We start from the raw sequence: 15,216 nt of genomic DNA, 5'->3' as shown, positions 1-15,216 counted from the left end.
AAAAAAGGGCCAGGCTGGCCTGACCCTGTTGTTAATGAAAATATCAGGCGCTTTGCGCAAAGGCAACCTGTCGCAGCGGTGTTTCGCCTTTATAGAGACGCGCCTGCTGGAGGCCAACAAACAGCTGCTCGCCCCGCACTGGCGCGGTTTGTATCCCTTCCACTATCAGCGTTATCGGCTCTTCGCCCCAGCCAGCCGGTATCGCGGTAACCTGCCAGTAGTGGCCGCGAGGGCTGACTTCCAGTACCTGCACCGGCAGCGGCGTTTCAAGGCTGCTCTGGCGGCTGACGTCAACTTCCCACGGGCGCAGGAACAGCTCCACCGCGCCCTGATGGGCAGGTGCATAACCCAGCGGCCAGTGGTGCGCCCCTACGTGGAACTGCGAGCCATGCACTTCAGCATCAAAACGGTTCACTTCGCCCAGGAACTCCAGCACAAAGCGGGTTGCGGGATCGCGCCACACTTCATCCGGCGCGCCAACCTGTTCGATGTTGCCCTGGCTCATCACCACCACACGATCGGCCACTTCCATCGCCTCTTCCTGGTCGTGCGTCACAAAGACGCTGGTGAATTTCAGCTCTTCATGCAGCTGACGCAGCCAGCGACGAAGCTCTTTACGCACCTGCGCATCCAGCGCGCCAAAGGGTTCATCAAGCAGCAGGATTTCCGGTTCAACCGCCAGCGCACGGGCCAGGGCTACACGCTGTTTCTGGCCGCCGGAGAGCTGGGCGGGGAAACGCGCCGCCAGGTGGCTGAGCTGTACCATTTCCAGCAGCTTAGTAACTTTTTGTTTGATAGCCGCTGCGGAAGGACGTTCACGGCGTGGCAGCACGGTCAGCCCAAAAGCAATGTTGTCAAACACCGTCATGTGGCGGAACAGCGCATAATGCTGGAACACAAACCCGACATGACGGTCACGGGCGTGCAGCTGCGTGACGTCTTTACCCTGGAAACTCAGGCGGCCGCTGCTCTGGCTTTCCAGTCCGGCGATGATGCGCAGTAAGGTGGTTTTCCCGGAGCCGGAAGGCCCAAGCAGCGCCACCATCTGACCAGAAGGGATATCCAGTGAAATATCGTTCAGGACCTTGGTACGGCCGAAAGATTTGTTAATTTTGCTGATATCAATGCTCATGGTTTCCCTCCTGTTGCAGGCGCTTCTGCTGTTGCTCTAACCGCCATTGCAGCCCGCTTTTCAGAAACAGCGTAATAATAGCTATCAGGGTCAACAGGCCCGCCGCCGTAAAGGCGCCCACGGTGTTGTAATCCTGATGCAGTAATTCAACTTGTAATGGCAGCGTGTAGGTCTCGCCGCGAATCGATCCCGAGACTACCGAGACCGCACCAAACTCGCCGATAGCACGGGCATTGGTTAAAACCAGGCCATAAAGCAGCGCCCAGCGAATGTTCGGCAGGGTCACTCGCCAGAACATTTTCCAGCCCGACGCCCCTAACAGCACTGCCGCTTCATCTTCGTTGCTTCCCTGGCTGAGCATCACCGGCACCAGCTCACGCACCACAAAGGGACAGGTCACAAAGATGGTGACCAGCGCCATGCCCGGCCAGGAGAACATCAGTGCAACGTTATGTGCATCCAGCCAGCCGCCAGCAGGACCGTTCACGCCCCAGAACAGCAGATACATCAGCCCCGCCACCACCGGCGACACGGCAAAAGGAATATCGAACAGCGTCAGCAGCAGCTGACGACCTGGGAAATCAAAGCGTGTCACCAGCCAGGCAAGCAGCGTGCCGAACACCAGGTTAACCGGCACGGTTATCAGCGCCATCAGGATGGTGAGCCAGATAGAGTGCAGCATGTCGCCATTTTGCAGGTTGCTGAACACCGCGCCGATGCCTTCTGATAAGGCGCCGGCGAAGATGGCGGCCATCGGCACCACCAGCAGTCCCAGCGAGATCACCATGCCCAGCGCAATCAGAACCCATTTGCCCCAGTTGGGGCGGCTGCGGCTCACGCCCTTTAAGTCTGTTACGTCAGCCATTAATGACCTCCAATACGACGGCCAAAGCGGCTCTGTAAGGTGTTAATCGCAAACAGCAGCAGCAGCGAGGCGGCCAGGATCACTGAAGCAATCGCGCTTGCTGCCGGATAATCGAACTCCTGTAGTCGGACAAAAATCATCAGCGAGGTCACTTCAGTTTTCCATGCAATGTTGCCAGCGATAAAGATCACCGCGCCAAACTCGCCCAGGCTACGGGTAAAAGAGAGCGCCGTGCCCGCCAGCAAGGCTGGTGCAACCTCGGGCAGAACAACACGGCGGAAGCTCTGCCACGGCGTGGCGCCCAGCGTTTCTGCCGCTTCTTCATATTCTGGCCCCAGCTCTTCAAGCACTGGCTGTACGGTACGCACCACAAACGGAATGCTGGTAAACGCCATCGCTACCGCAATGCCCAGCCAGGTATAAGAGACCTTGATATCAAACTGCGCCAGCCACTGACCGTACCAGCCGTTAACAGAAAACAGCCCGGCCAGCGTCAGGCCCGCCACGGCTGTGGGTAAGGCAAAAGGCAGATCCATCAGGCCATCCAGCAGCGTGCGCCCCGGAAAACGGTAACGGGTCAGGATCCACGCCATCAGCATGCCGAAAAAGGCGTTAAACAGGGAGGCGACACCGGCAGAGAGCAGCGTCACCTTATAGGCCGCCATTACCTGCGGGTTGGTAATTACTTCCCAGTACTGGGAGAGCGTCATCTGCGAAAGCTGCATCAGCAGCGCGCTGATCGGCAGCAGCAGGATCAGGCAGGTGAAAAACAGGCTGCTGCCCAGGCTGATACCAAACCCTGGAAGTACACGCTTACTTCTGGTGGCAAACATTACTGATGTCCCGCGGCTAACAATTTATCCAGCTCACCACCGCTGGCAAACTGCGTTTTCATCACCTGCTCCCAGCCGCCAAACGCCTCTTCAACGCGGAAGAGTTCCACCGGCGGGAAGCGCTCTTTCTGCTGCGCCATCAGCTCAGGGTTGTTCACGCGGTAGTAGTACTGCGTAATAATTTTTTGCGCCTGAGGCGTATAGAGATAATTCAGGTAAGCTTTGGCCGCTTTTTCGGTGTCGTTAGCCTTGATGTTTTTATCCACCCAGGCCACCGGGAATTCCGCCAGAATATTGGTTTTGGGGACGACCACTTCATAGCCCTCTTTGGCGTACTGATTGCGGATGTTATTCACTTCTGACTCAAAACTGATCAGCACGTCGCCCTGCCCCCGCTCCACGAACGTGGTGGTAGCCCCGCGACCGCCGGTATCAAACACTTCGACGTTTTTCAGAAAGCGGGTCATAAACTCTTTGGTCTTCGCCTGGTTTTTGCCATCCGCTTTATCGGCGGCTCCCCAGGCGGCAAGATAGGTATAGCGTCCATTGCCGGAGGTTTTAGGGTTCGGGAACACCAGCTTCACATCACTTTTCACCAGATCGCTCCAGTCGTGGATGTTCTTTGGGTTGCCCTTACGCACCATAAAAGCCATGGTCGAATAAAATGGGGAGCTGTTATTCGGCAGACGTTTCTGCCAGTCCGCCGGGATCAGGTTGCCGCGAGCGTGCAGGATCTCTACGTCAGTCACCTGGTTATAGGTCACCACGTCAGCTTTCAGACCCTGTAAAATCGCCAGCGCCTGTTTAGAGGAACCAGCATGGGACTGTTTGATGGTCAGCTTGTCGCCATTATTCTGCTCCGCCCACTGCTTCTCAAAAGGGGCATTCAGGGCGACAAACAGCTCGCGAGAGACGTCATAAGAGCTGTTCAGCAGCTCTGTAGCCTGAGCTGACCCGGCCAGCAGCAGCGAAAACGCGGCACTGCTGAAGATTTTTTTCACTGTCGGTAACGTCATGTTGCACCCTGAAAGCGTTCCGGCTTGCGCCCTGAAGAGCACTCAGTTTATCTATAACCCGATGAAAACCAGTAACGGCTTTATATACCGTTTGGTGATTTGGAAGTTTAAAACGCTATAAGCGAGTGGAATTGGTTATGCAAACCACGGAAAAGAGCGTGTGAATAGCAGGCGCTGGCTTAAGGGAGAGCTGTTTATAGCGGGGCTACTTTCTCTTAATAGTGTTTCTCGCCATATTTTGCCCGATGCTCTTTAGGCGTCATATCGTAATCTTTACGAAACACAGAATAGAAGTACTGCAAAGAGGGATAGCCGCACATCTGCGAAATCTCATTGATAGAAAGGGAGCTGAAGATCAATAAATTTCGTGCCCGATCCAGCTTTTCACTGTGAATAACGCCGTGAATGGTCTGGCCGGTTTCATCTTTAAAACGCTTCTCCAGATTAGAGCGAGAAAGGCCAATCGCCTCCAGAACCTGCTCCACCTTAATCCCTTTACAGGCATGATGCCGGATATAGTGCATCGCCTGTATTACCGCCGGATCGCGCAGGGAACGGAAATCGGTAGAACGCCGCTCCACCACTTTTACCGGCGGCACCAGGATCCGTTGCAGCGGCAGTTCACGCTCATTCAGCAACTGATGCAGTAATTTTGCCGCGCGGTAGCCCATCTGGCGCGTCCCCTGCACCACAGAAGAGAGCGCTACGCGTGAGAGATAGCGGGTTAACTCTTCATTATCAATCCCTATAACGCAGAGCTTTTCCGGCACGGCAATATCCAGATGTTCGCACACCTGAAGTAAGTGGCGCGCGCGGGCATCCGTCACCGCAATAATGCCGGTTTGTTGCGGCAACGTCTGTACCCAGTCAGCCAGGCGATTTTGGGCGTATTGCCAGTTTTCCGGTGCGGTTTCCATCCCCTGATAAACCACACCCTGATACTGTTCCGCCGCCACCAGATTACGAAACGCCTGTTCACGCTCCTGCGCCCAGCGCTTTCCCCCTTCCGGCGGCAGCCCGTAAAAAGCGAAGCGATGCAGCCCTTTTTCTTTCAGGTGCATAAACGCGGCCTCTACCAGCGCATGATTATCCGTCGCGATATAATGTACGGGCGGATAGTGCTCTGGCTGTAGGTAGGAGCCGCCTACGCCGACAATGGGCACGTTGACGTTGTGGAGCGATTTTTCAATATCACGGTCATCAAAATCAGCGATGACGCCGTCGCCCAGCGAATCGCGGATATTATCGATGCGGCAGCGAAAGTCTTCTTCAATAAATATGTCCCAGTCACACTGCGAGGCCTGAAGATATTCGCCTACCCCTTCCACCACCTGGCGGTCATACACTTTATTGGCATTAAACAACAAGGTAATGCGGAAACGTTTTCTGAGCATTGCGAATCCCCTGTAATCACGCTGCTACTGGATAGCACAGAGATCAAAAGGGCAGGAAAAAGGCCGTCAGTTTTGTGAGGTGCAACAGAACCTTTTGCTTTTCTCCTTGCCGTTATGACGACAGATATTCTGCGTATTCAGACACGACGTTTGGTGGCAGAGTCCATCCAGACCGCCAGCAGCAGGATTGCCCCTTTAACGATATATTGCCAGAAGGTCGGGACATCCAGCATGCTCATGCCGTTGTCCAGCGAGGCCATAATAAAGGCGCCCATTACCGCTCCGGCAACGCTGCCAATGCCCCCGGCAAGACTTGTCCCGCCAATGACGCAGGCGGCTATGGCATCCAGTTCCGCAATATTGCCTGCGGAAGGTGAGCCAGCCCCCAGGCGTGAACTGAGAATTAAGCCTGCGATAGCGACCATTACTCCGTTGATAGCAAATACCGCCAGCTTGGTTCGCTCCACGTTCACCCCGGAAAGACGGGCTGCATCAATGTTGCCGCCGATAGCATAAATACGCCGGCCAAAAGCTGTGCGCGTAGCCATAAATATGCCCGCCAGCATCAGTGCCGTCAGGATCAGCACAGGCGTGGGAACGCCCCGATAATCATTCAGCAGATAGATAGCGCCCAGCACCACGATCGCCATCAGGCTTTGCCGCGTGATATCGCCAGCAGCAGCGGCCACCGGCAGCCCCAACTGACCCCGACGCGCACGGCGGCGCCACTGCCAGGCAACAAACAGCATCAGACCCACGGCACCCATCCCAAACCCCACGCCACCGGGCAGATAACTTTGGCCAATCTGCGACATTGCATTACTGGTTGGCGCAACGGTAGTGCCGTTGGTGATGCCAATCAGAATGCCGCGAAAGGCGAGCATTCCGGCGAGGGTAACGATAAACGACGGCACTTTACGGTAAGCGACCCACCAACCGTTCCAGGCGCCCAGCAGCAGACCTGCCAGCAGCGTAACAACAATAGTGAGCGGCAAAGGCCACCCCAGCCAGACATCAAAGATGGCAGCCGCACCGCCTAACAGCCCCATCATCGAGCCGACAGAGAGATCGATTTCCGCAGAAACAATCACAAACACCATTCCAACCGCCAGAATGCCGGTGATAGCCGTCTGACGCAGCAGGTTCGAAATATTGCGCGCGCTAAGGTAAGCCCCCTCGGTGGTGAAGGCGAAAAAGAGCATAATAAAAAGAATGGCGGCCAGCATGACAAAGACCTGTAGATTCAGGGATTTTACCCCTGGCCACAGCTTTTTCTGCCTCACGGGCGCACTGATTTCAGACTGCGTGCTTTTCAACATCGGTGTCACTCCTCAACGCGGCTTCCATTATCTTTTCCTGAGTGAGATCGCGGTTAAGCAAATCCGCTTTGATCCGCCCTTCATGCATAACCAGTACCCGATCGCTCAGGCCCAGGACTTCCGGTAATTCAGACGAGACCACAATCACAGCAATGCCCTGTTGCACCAGTTGATTGATCAATTTATAGATCTCTGCTTTCGCCCCAATATCAATGCCGCGGGTCGGTTCATCGAGGATAAGGATCTGCGGATTGAGCAGCAGGCAGCGCGCCAGAATAGCCTTTTGCTGGTTACCGCCGCTAAGCCGGCCAATAGCCAGTAAGGATGATGAGGTCTTTACCTTTAACCTTGCCAGCGAGTCCCGAATGGTCGCCTGCTCCTGCGCCTCATCCAGCATCGATAAAGGCCCGCTGTATTTCTTCAGCGCCGCAAGGGTAATATTGGCCCCCACCCCCATTACCGACACAATGCCGTCACGCTTACGATCTTCAGGCACCATGGCAATTCCCAGCGCCATCGCATGACGACAATGCTCAATAAGAACCGGTTGATTATTAACGGAGATGCTCCCCTGCCAGCGCCCGGCATAGGCACCAAAAATGCACTGCATCGTCTCGGTTCGCCCCGACCCTACTAACCCTGCCACACCCAAAATTTCACCCCGCCGCAAGGTAAACGAAACGTCATTTACCCGCCGGATATGGCGATTAACAGGATGCCAGGCCGTGAGGTTGTCCACCTGCAAAATGATCTCGCCAATCTGATGGGGTGCCTGCGGATAGAGTTCCGTTAACTCACGCCCGACCATCATGGCGATAATCTCCTCCTCGGTTATTCCCACAGCGGAGCGTGTGGCGATATGCCGCCCGTCACGGATCACGCAGATCAGATCGGAGATTGCTTTCACCTCATTCAGCTTGTGCGAGATATAGATGCAGGCGATGCCGTGATCGCGCAGATCGCTGATTATCTCCAGCAGCGTTTCGGTCTCGCTCTCTGTCAGAGAAGCGGTCGGCTCATCCAGCACCAGCAGCCGGACCTGTTTGTTCAGCGCCTTGGCAATTTCAACCAGCTGCTGCTGGCCCAACCCCAGCTCGCCTACCCGCGTATTGGGGTCAACATTCAGCTTCACCTGCGCCAGCATTTTCCGGCAGCGCAGATACATCGCTTCATAATCCATCAGCCCATAGCGGCCCCATTCATTACCGAGAAACATGTTTTCCAGCACGCTCATCTGTTTCACCAGCGCCAGCTCCTGATGAATAATAGCGATGCCTTTTTGTTCTGTTTCACGGATACTTTTTGCCGTAATCAGATCGCCGCTAAAATAAATATCGCCCTGCCAGGTGCCGTGTGGATATATTCCACACAGCACTTTCATTAAAGTTGATTTCCCTGAACCATTTTCTCCACAGAGTGACAGCACCTGTCCCGCATCCACTTTCAGGCTGACATTATCCACAGCTTTAACAACACCAAATTGTTTGGTGATGTTTTTCATCTCTAATAAACAGGGCATAACTTCCTCCATTCATTGAAATGAGAAAATTTAATTAATATCAGATTTTTTATGGAAGCCGTCCGCCACAATCGTGCTGTCAATATTGGCTTTATCTACCTGAATCGGCGTTAACAGCCAGGACTTCACCTCTTTAGTTCCATTATTTAATGTGGCATTGGATTCAGGCTGTTTGCCCGATCCTAATTCCACCGCAATTTTCGCTGCTTCATCAGCCAGCTTGCTGATCGGTTTATAGACCGTCATGGTTTGCGTACCGGCAATGATGCGTTTTACCGCAGCAAGATCGGCATCCTGTCCGGAAATAGCGACTTTACCTGCCAGGCCCTGTGCGGCTAATGCCTGGATCGCGCCGCCGGCGGTGGCATCATTGGAGGCGACAACCGCATCAATATGATTATTATTGGCCGTGAGCGCATTCTCCATAATCTTCAGCGCATTCTCTGGCAGCCAGCCATCTGCCCACTGATCCCCTACCACCTTGATTTTGCCACTCTCAATAAGCGGCTTCAGCACGGTCATCTGCCCCTGACGGAAAAGCTTGGCGTTGTTATCTACCGGCGAGCCGCCCATCAGGAAGTAGTTGCCCTGCGGCACGCGTTCCACAAGGCTTTTTGCCTGAAGCTCCCCGACTTTTTCGTTATCGAAAGAGATATAAAAATCGATGTCCGCATTGTTAATCATCCGGTCGTAGGCCAGCACTTTGATCCCTTCACGCTTTGCTTCACTGATCACATTACTGAGTACCTGGCCGTTATAAGGAATGATGACCAGCACATCCACGCCACGATTGATCATATTTTCTATCTGTGCCATCTGCGTTTCTTCATTGCCGTTGGCAGATTGCACAAAAACATCCGCGCCAAGGGATTTGGCTTTTTTAACAAAAATATCGCGATCTTTTTGCCAGCGTTCCAGGCGTAAATCATCAATTGCCATGCCGATTTTAATTTCTTTGCTGAATCCTGGCTGAGTGGCCAGCACTAACACTGCGCAGGCTGAGAGAAAGAGGTGCTTGAATTTCATCTTATATACCTATTTTCACGGTGTAGGGATAATATAATTCACCAAACGTCCAGCCGATTGTTGTCAATTGCCCTGCGTTGAGCAATTACTGATTCTTACCCGTGCATTATGTTTTTTGGTTTAGTTTTTGTTTTATGACAACGATCATGTTTTTACCCGGCTAAAAAAAACTGTGGCATAAACGCGCCATTATCTCTTTCATTGCGCTCAATAAGCTTAATTTATGAGAGATAGCGCACATTTAATAATTCTCTGAGTTTGAGTGTGAAATATCGTAATTGAGTCTTCCGGTTGCAACTCCGAAGATGGCGCTATCCCGCCAGCCGGGCCTCACTATCAGGGAGTCAACCATGCAATCCTATTTTGATCAGCTTGAACAAGTTCGCTACGAAGGAACCGGCAGTACTAATCCGCTGGCTTTTCGTCATTACAATCCGGATGAGATGATCCTTGGCAAAAGAATGGAGGATCATTTACGTTTTGCCGCCTGCTACTGGCACACCTTCTGCTGGACCGGGGCAGATATGTTTGGCGTGGGTGCCTTTGAGCGTCCCTGGCAGCAGGCGGGAGATGAGCTGGCGCTGGCAAAACGTAAAGCGGAAGTGGCATTCGAATTTTTCCAGAAGCTCAACGTACCCTACTACTGCTTCCATGATGTGGACGTTTCCCCTGAAGGTCAGTCGCTGAAAGAGTATCTGAATAATTTTGCCGTCATGAGCGATCTGCTGGCGGAAAAACAGCAGGCCACAGGCGTTAAGCTGCTCTGGGGCACGGCAAACTGTTTTACCCACCCGCGTTATGGCGCAGGCGCGGCCACCAGCCCCGATCCGGAGGTGTTCAGCTGGGCAGCCACGCAGGTTTTCACCGCCATGAATGCCACCAAAAAGCTGGGTGGCGAGAATTACGTTCTCTGGGGTGGCCGTGAAGGATATGAAACGCTGCTCAATACCGACCTGCGTCAGGAGCGCGAGCAAATTGGCCGCTTTATGCAGATGGTGGTGGAACATAAGCACAAAATTGGTTTTCAGGGTTCCCTGCTGATTGAACCCAAACCGCAGGAACCTACCAAGCATCAGTATGACTACGACGTGGCAACTGTGTACGGTTTCCTGAAACAGTTTGGTCTGGAAAAAGAGATCAAAGTAAATATTGAAGCCAACCACGCCACGCTTGGCGGGCACTCTTTCCACCACGAAATTGCCAGCGCGATCGCCCTGGGCATTTTTGGCTCGGTGGATGCAAACCGTGGCGATCCGCAGCTCGGCTGGGATACCGATCAGTTCCCTAACAGCGTGGAAGAGAACGCCTTAGTGATGTTTGAAATTCTGAAAGCGGGCGGCTTTACCACCGGCGGCCTGAATTTTGATGCCAAAGTGCGGCGGCAGAGCACGGATAAATATGATCTCTTTTATGGGCATATTGGGGGGATGGACACAATGGCGCTGGCGCTGAAGGTCGCGGCCAGAATGATTGAGGAAGGCAGCCTGCAACAGCTGGTGGCTAAGCGTTATGCTAACTGGAATGGCGATTTGGGCCAGCAGATCCTACAGGGAAAACTCTCGCTGGAGGCAGTCGCTCACCATGCTGAGCAGCATAATCTGGCACCTCAGCATCAAAGCGGGCAGCAGGAAAAGCTGGAGAATCTGGTTAATCGCTACCTGTTCGGTTAATTCATTACCACGGCGCGGCCACCGCTGCGCCCTCTGCCCCTTCAGCTTTTACCCTGCGAGAAAGGATAAGCTCACATGTATATCGGCATCGATCTCGGCACCTCTGGCGTCAAGGCCATCTTACTCAGCGAAAGCGGAGAGCTGCTTGCTACCCATAGCGAACCGCTGACGATTTCACGTCCTCAACCGGTTTGGTCAGAACAGTCACCGCAGGCCTGGTGGCAGGCTACCGATGATGCCATGCTGGCGCTGGCCGCAAAAGAGGATTTGCGCCAGGTCAGGGCGATCGGTCTGAGCGGACAAATGCACGGCGCGGTGCTGCTGGATGCACAGCATCAGGTGTTGCGTCCAGCCATCCTGTGGAACGATGGGCGCAGCGCGGCGCAATGCCGGGCGCTGGAGAAGGCGGTTCCAGACTCACGGGCCATTACCGGCAATATCATGATGCCCGGCTTTACTGCGCCAAAATTGCTGTGGGTTAAAGAGCATGAACCTGAAATTTTCAGTGAGACAGAGATGGTCTTACTGCCAAAGGATTACCTTCGCTGGCGCATGACCGGTAATTTTGCCAGCGAGATGTCAGATGCTGCGGGCACGATGTGGCTGAACGTAGCCCAACGCGACTGGAGTGAAGAGATGCTGGCTGCCTGCGCGCTTACGCGTCAGCAAATGCCGGCGCTTTTTGAAGGGAACGAAATAACAGGAGAGCTGAAAGCCAGCCTGGCGCAGCGCTGGGGTCTGCCTGTCGTTCCGGTGGTGGCTGGGGGTGGCGATAACGCCGCAGGCGCCATTGGCGCGGGACTTTATCAGCCGGGACAGGCGATGCTTTCTCTTGGCACTTCTGGCGTCTACTTCGTGGTCAGCGACGGCTTCAGAAGTAATCCCGACAGCGCGGTGCACAGTTTCTGTCACGCTTTACCCAACAGCTGGCATCTGATGTCGGTGATGCTGAGCGCCGCATCCTGTCTGGAGTGGGCATGTAAACTCACGAATCTCCCGGATGTTGCTGCGCTGCTGAAGCTTGCGGAACAGACCGCTCCCGCAGAGAGCAAAATCTGGTTTCTGCCCTATCTCTCCGGCGAACGCACCCCGCATAATAATCCGCATGCGAAAGGCGCTTTCTGGGGGCTGACGCATCAGCACAGCAGCGGCCATCTTGCCAGGGCAGTGCTGGAAGGGGTGGGTTTTGCGCTGGCTGAGGGCATGGATGCCATCCATGCCAGCGGAGCAGCGCCGCAGAGTATCATTCTGCTCGGCGGTGGCGCCAGAAGCGCCTGGTGGCGACAGATGCTGGCAGATATCTGCGGACATGCGCTGGAATACCGTACCGGCGGCGAGGTTGGACCGGCGCTGGGGGCGGCAAGGCTGGCGCAGATTGCACTTAATCCAGAGAGGCCGCTTAATGAGCTGCTGCCCGAGCTGCCCCTTGAACAGCGACATATTCCCAACCCAACGCTGCATCAGGACTATCTGGCAAGCAGAGAGACATTCCGTCAGCTTTATCAGGCTCTGCTGCCCTTTATGGCACAAGAGTGAGGTAAAGCCAGAGGCTAACCTGTCAGGCCAGGGGCCAGCCTCACCCGGCCCCTGCCACTCTGCGGCTGCGGTTAATGCTTACAGCGCAGCAAGCTGTTGCAGAGAAGGCGCATAAAAATAGCTGCCGCTGACCGGCTTAGTGAAGCGCAGCATGGCATCAAACTTATTGTCTTTCTCGCCAAACATACTCAGCAGCTGTTGTTCAATGTTATAGAGCGTGGCGCAGTAGGCGAGGAAGAACAGCCCGTTGGTGCCGCTTGCGGTGCCATACGGCAGACTCTGACGAAGAATTTTCAGACCTTTGCCCTTCTCCTTCAGGTCTACGCGGCTGACGTGCGAGGTGACGGGACGCTCTTCCCCTTCCAGCTCTTCATTGCTCACTTTAGTCCGGCCAATAATCTGCTCCTGCTTGTTCACCGCCAGGCGGTTAAACATCTTCAGATTATGTTCCCAGCGCTGGCTGAAGACGTAACTACCGCCAGCGTTTTCGCCCTCGCCTATCAGTGCCACCAGCGGCCGCTGCTCGCCCTGGGGGTTTTCCGTGCCGTCAACAAATCCGCTTAAATCCCGATCTTCCACCCAGCGGAAGCCGTGCGTCTCTTCCACCACCTGGATTGCCTGGCCAAAAATGGCAACGGCTGCCTGAGCAAGGGTAAAATTCACATCGTGGCGAAAGGAGTGAATATGGATCAGCAGATCACGCTGCGTGGCGGGTGCCATCCCTTTGCCGAGCGGCTGGAAATCCTTCAGCTCTGCGGTGCTATGGCCAGGATTGAGGTCGTGCCATACTGCCGGTCCGAATGCGATAACCGCACCCAGCCCTGCGTCAGGCCAGGCCTGCTGCAACTGCTCAAGCTGCTGAAGAAAGAGCGGAATGCCCTGGCTGAGGGCAGTTAAGTCGCCCTGCACCATAGCTTCAAGGTAAATAGCAAAACGGCGGTGTTCTGACAAAATGCCGCTCTGAGGCTGAGACATCGGGCGTTCTCCTGAAAAGGCGGATATCCGTAGTGGAATTTTCCGGCTTATCATACCCGATGTTTTCAGGAGCATCTTGTCTGATAACAAGGAAGCGGAAGAGAGTGAAAACGGGCCGCCTGAAGGCAGCCCGGAGTGGTTATTTACGCCAGATAATCTTGCTGATAGTCCAGTTCTGTAGCGTTTCGTCCGGGGGCATCAACCCTTCAGGCCCGTGCCATTCCCCGGTGAAGAGATAGCTGATGTGCTGGCTGCCTGGTGCTGCACACTCAACGCCCTGGCTGTCTGCACCGGTGCCTTTGTCACAAGCACCAAAGGCTTTTCTGAATATGTCCCGGAACGGCGTACCGATTTTGTTGCCGTCGGCGGAGATGATAGCGCGGTCCGTCACATCAATGCGCTCCACCGTGGACTGACCGGTCACTTCCACTTTTACCTGTTTGTCACTCACCGCCTGGAAAAAGGTTACTACGCCGCCGTTTTCGCTACGCATCCCTTTGCGGATCTGATAGTTGCCGCCTAATGCCTCGCCGATGGCGGTTTCGTTCATTGCGGTGCTGGCGGTGAGTTCACCTACTCCCTGCTCATTCACTGCCAGAGAAGAACCAAACCAGTTCCACGGGGCCAGGCTGGACCAGGAGTAGGTCAGCGGGTTCCACCAGGTGGCTCCGCTATCGGACCCGGTCTGGGGAGCGGAACTGGCACAGCCAGCCAGCAGCAAAGCGACGGCAATCAGTGCCGGGCGAACAGATTTCATTGCAACTCCTGTCTTGATAAGCAAAAACTTCTGAACTGATTGGAGTGTTAATCCCGGAAAAAGTTTTATCCGATGTTTTTTGCCGGATAAAAACCCGTCTGCGAAAGGCGAGCGTTTATCCAATGCGCTTTGCCGGACATTTTATCCGGCGTTATGGGCGGGATCAAAACAGGCGCGAAGGTGGCGGTTAAAGCTGAGCCAGGCCAGCGCCAGCAGATCGAAGCCGGTAAACAGAATGACTAACGGAGAAACGCTCTCCTCGCCCTGATACAGGGTAAAAGCTTGCAGCATGAGCATCGCCATCAGCGTCAGCATCAGTACCCAACGCCACCGCTGCCAGAGACGGGGAAAACGCTGTCGATAGCCGGTCAACAACAGCCCCAGCGCGGCCGGCACGCCCAGCGCCAGTCCCAGCCAGAAGGCCTGCGTATCGGGATAAAACAGCGCCAGAAGCGAGGTACCCTGCTGCCGGGAGGCGCCAGCCATCACAAACAGAACCCAGGTGCGCGCCTGTAAAAGTAAAATGGCCCAAAAGGCCAGCGGCAACCTCAGCTGGCCTTTTGCATCATAATCGTCGGGAGAAAATATCAGGTTCATCACATCACTGGCGGGGGTGGCACCGCGCCACCCAGCTGATTAATATTCGCGGTCTTCAATTAAACGCTTGCCGAGCAGCAGGCTGTCCTGCGTGTCGTAATCAAGCTTTTCATAAAACCCCAGGACCGCATCATTTTCTTCCCGCACCATCACGTTAATTTTTGGACAGCCGCGAGCAATAAGCTTTTTCTCAAGGCGATTAATTAACGCATTGGCAAACCCACGCCCCTGATAATCGGGGTGAACGCCCAGATAGTAGGCCGAGCCACGATGTCCGTCATAGCCGCCCATCAGGGTGCCGACAATGACGCCGCTGACCACGGCGACCAGAAACAGATCCGGGTCATGATTTAGCTTACGCTCGATATCCATTTCCGGATCGTTCCACGGACGTAACAAATCGCAACGCTCCCAGAGCGTGATCACTTCTTCAAAATCGTCCTGGCTGAATACGCGGATTTCCATACCGTTGCCCCAGATGTTAACCATAATTTGCTGATTATCACGCTTTCTTTCCCGGGCGCAAGTCTCAAGCTGTGCAAACCGTAAAAAAGCGGCGTGAGTGTGCTGAAATAGA

At 54.5% G+C, this 15,216-nt stretch carries 14 protein-coding genes; 2 read left to right on the top strand and 12 right to left on the bottom strand.

Annotation, left to right across the window (positions count from 1 at the left end; genetic code table 11):
• Positions 1 to 43 precede the first annotated feature (43 nt).
• The 8 genes from cysA to xylF form a co-directional block, all read right to left on the bottom strand.
• Positions 44 to 1,132 (bottom strand): sulfate/thiosulfate ABC transporter ATP-binding protein CysA, encoded by a 1,089-nt coding sequence (gene cysA, locus AAH450_RS00920; RefSeq protein WP_342908502.1) that lies wholly within the window; start codon positions 1,130 to 1,132, stop codon positions 44 to 46.
• Positions 1,122 to 1,997, bottom strand: coding sequence for a sulfate/thiosulfate ABC transporter permease CysW (cysW, locus tag AAH450_RS00915; protein ID WP_342908501.1), 876 nt, complete (start codon positions 1,995 to 1,997; stop codon positions 1,122 to 1,124). The genes cysA and cysW overlap by 11 nt, the downstream gene beginning before the upstream one ends.
• Complete coding sequence (cysT, locus tag AAH450_RS00910; protein ID WP_306211403.1) at positions 1,997 to 2,830, bottom strand: sulfate/thiosulfate ABC transporter permease CysT; 834 nt, start codon at positions 2,828 to 2,830, stop codon at positions 1,997 to 1,999. Before cysT ends, cysW begins: the two co-directional genes overlap by 1 nt.
• Positions 2,830 to 3,846 (bottom strand): sulfate ABC transporter substrate-binding protein, encoded by a 1,017-nt coding sequence (locus AAH450_RS00905; RefSeq protein ID WP_342908500.1) that lies wholly within the window; start codon positions 3,844 to 3,846, stop codon positions 2,830 to 2,832. The genes cysT and AAH450_RS00905 overlap by 1 nt, the downstream gene beginning before the upstream one ends.
• Before the next feature lie 215 nt (positions 3,847 to 4,061).
• Entirely contained in the window at positions 4,062 to 5,240 is a 1,179-nt protein-coding gene (gene xylR / locus AAH450_RS00900; RefSeq protein ID WP_342908499.1) for a D-xylose utilization transcriptional activator XylR, read from the bottom strand.
• 137 nt (positions 5,241 to 5,377) lie between these two features.
• Complete coding sequence (gene xylH, locus AAH450_RS00895; RefSeq protein ID WP_342908498.1) at positions 5,378 to 6,559, bottom strand: xylose ABC transporter permease XylH; 1,182 nt, start codon at positions 6,557 to 6,559, stop codon at positions 5,378 to 5,380.
• Positions 6,537 to 8,078 carry a xylose ABC transporter ATP-binding protein gene (locus AAH450_RS00890; protein WP_342908497.1) on the bottom strand — a complete coding sequence of 514 codons (1,542 nt, stop codon included), beginning with the start codon at positions 8,076 to 8,078 and terminating at the stop codon, positions 6,537 to 6,539. The genes xylH and AAH450_RS00890 overlap by 23 nt, the downstream gene beginning before the upstream one ends.
• Before the next feature lie 30 nt (positions 8,079 to 8,108).
• Positions 8,109 to 9,104 (bottom strand): D-xylose ABC transporter substrate-binding protein, encoded by a 996-nt coding sequence (gene xylF, locus AAH450_RS00885; protein WP_342908496.1) that lies wholly within the window; start codon positions 9,102 to 9,104, stop codon positions 8,109 to 8,111.
• 350 nt (positions 9,105 to 9,454) lie between these two features.
• Between xylF and xylA the strand changes: the two genes are divergently transcribed.
• Positions 9,455 to 10,774 (top strand): xylose isomerase, encoded by a 1,320-nt coding sequence (gene xylA, locus AAH450_RS00880; RefSeq protein WP_342908495.1) that lies wholly within the window; start codon positions 9,455 to 9,457, stop codon positions 10,772 to 10,774.
• 75 nt (positions 10,775 to 10,849) lie between these two features.
• Positions 10,850 to 12,310: a xylulokinase gene (xylB, locus tag AAH450_RS00875; protein ID WP_342908494.1), complete on the top strand. Its 1,461-nt coding sequence runs from the start codon at positions 10,850 to 10,852 to the stop codon at positions 12,308 to 12,310.
• Between the two features lie 78 nt (positions 12,311 to 12,388).
• On the opposite strand, the gene AAH450_RS00870 is transcribed toward xylB, so the two are convergent.
• The 4 genes from AAH450_RS00870 to AAH450_RS00855 all read right to left on the bottom strand — a co-directional run bounded on the left by AAH450_RS00870 (position 12,389) and on the right by AAH450_RS00855 (position 15,104).
• Entirely contained in the window at positions 12,389 to 13,285 is an 897-nt protein-coding gene (locus AAH450_RS00870; protein WP_342908493.1) for a Dyp-type peroxidase, read from the bottom strand.
• 139 nt (positions 13,286 to 13,424) lie between these two features.
• On the bottom strand, positions 13,425 to 14,042 hold the full coding sequence (locus AAH450_RS00865) for an RpoE-regulated lipoprotein (protein ID WP_342908492.1): 618 nt from the start codon (positions 14,040 to 14,042) through the stop codon (positions 13,425 to 13,427).
• A gap of 141 nt (positions 14,043 to 14,183) precedes the next feature.
• On the bottom strand, positions 14,184 to 14,639 hold the full coding sequence (locus AAH450_RS00860) for a DUF2919 domain-containing protein (RefSeq protein ID WP_342908491.1): 456 nt from the start codon (positions 14,637 to 14,639) through the stop codon (positions 14,184 to 14,186).
• A gap of 39 nt (positions 14,640 to 14,678) precedes the next feature.
• Entirely contained in the window at positions 14,679 to 15,104 is a 426-nt protein-coding gene (locus AAH450_RS00855) for a GNAT family acetyltransferase (protein WP_306213105.1), read from the bottom strand.
• Positions 15,105 to 15,216 lie beyond the last annotated feature (112 nt).

It is taken from the genome of Erwinia magellanica, from assembly GCF_039023495.1.
Classification (GTDB): domain Bacteria; phylum Pseudomonadota; class Gammaproteobacteria; order Enterobacterales; family Enterobacteriaceae; genus Erwinia.
This window is presented reverse-complemented; position numbering and strand designations above follow the sequence as displayed.

Excerpts from the sequence above, each read along its gene's own strand:
- cysA (WP_342908502.1), bottom strand. The coding sequence starts at position 1,132 with ATGAGCATTGATATCAGCAAAATTAACAAATCTTTCGGCCGTACCAAG.
- cysW (WP_342908501.1), bottom strand. The coding sequence starts at position 1,997 with ATGGCTGACGTAACAGACTTAAAGGGCGTGAGCCGCAGCCGCCCCAAC.
- cysT (WP_306211403.1), bottom strand. The coding sequence starts at position 2,830 with ATGTTTGCCACCAGAAGTAAGCGTGTACTTCCAGGGTTTGGTATCAGC.
- AAH450_RS00905 (WP_342908500.1), bottom strand. The coding sequence starts at position 3,846 with ATGACGTTACCGACAGTGAAAAAAATCTTCAGCAGTGCCGCGTTTTCG.
- xylR (WP_342908499.1), bottom strand. The coding sequence starts at position 5,240 with ATGCTCAGAAAACGTTTCCGCATTACCTTGTTGTTTAATGCCAATAAA.
- xylH (WP_342908498.1), bottom strand. The coding sequence starts at position 6,559 with ATGTTGAAAAGCACGCAGTCTGAAATCAGTGCGCCCGTGAGGCAGAAA.
- AAH450_RS00890 (WP_342908497.1), bottom strand. The coding sequence starts at position 8,078 with ATGCCCTGTTTATTAGAGATGAAAAACATCACCAAACAATTTGGTGTT.
- xylF (WP_342908496.1), bottom strand. The coding sequence starts at position 9,104 with ATGAAATTCAAGCACCTCTTTCTCTCAGCCTGCGCAGTGTTAGTGCTG.
- xylA (WP_342908495.1), top strand. The coding sequence starts at position 9,455 with ATGCAATCCTATTTTGATCAGCTTGAACAAGTTCGCTACGAAGGAACC.
- xylB (WP_342908494.1), top strand. The coding sequence starts at position 10,850 with ATGTATATCGGCATCGATCTCGGCACCTCTGGCGTCAAGGCCATCTTA.
- AAH450_RS00870 (WP_342908493.1), bottom strand. The coding sequence starts at position 13,285 with ATGTCTCAGCCTCAGAGCGGCATTTTGTCAGAACACCGCCGTTTTGCT.
- AAH450_RS00865 (WP_342908492.1), bottom strand. The coding sequence starts at position 14,042 with ATGAAATCTGTTCGCCCGGCACTGATTGCCGTCGCTTTGCTGCTGGCT.
- AAH450_RS00860 (WP_342908491.1), bottom strand. The coding sequence starts at position 14,639 with ATGAACCTGATATTTTCTCCCGACGATTATGATGCAAAAGGCCAGCTG.
- AAH450_RS00855 (WP_306213105.1), bottom strand. The coding sequence starts at position 15,104 with ATGGAAATCCGCGTATTCAGCCAGGACGATTTTGAAGAAGTGATCACG.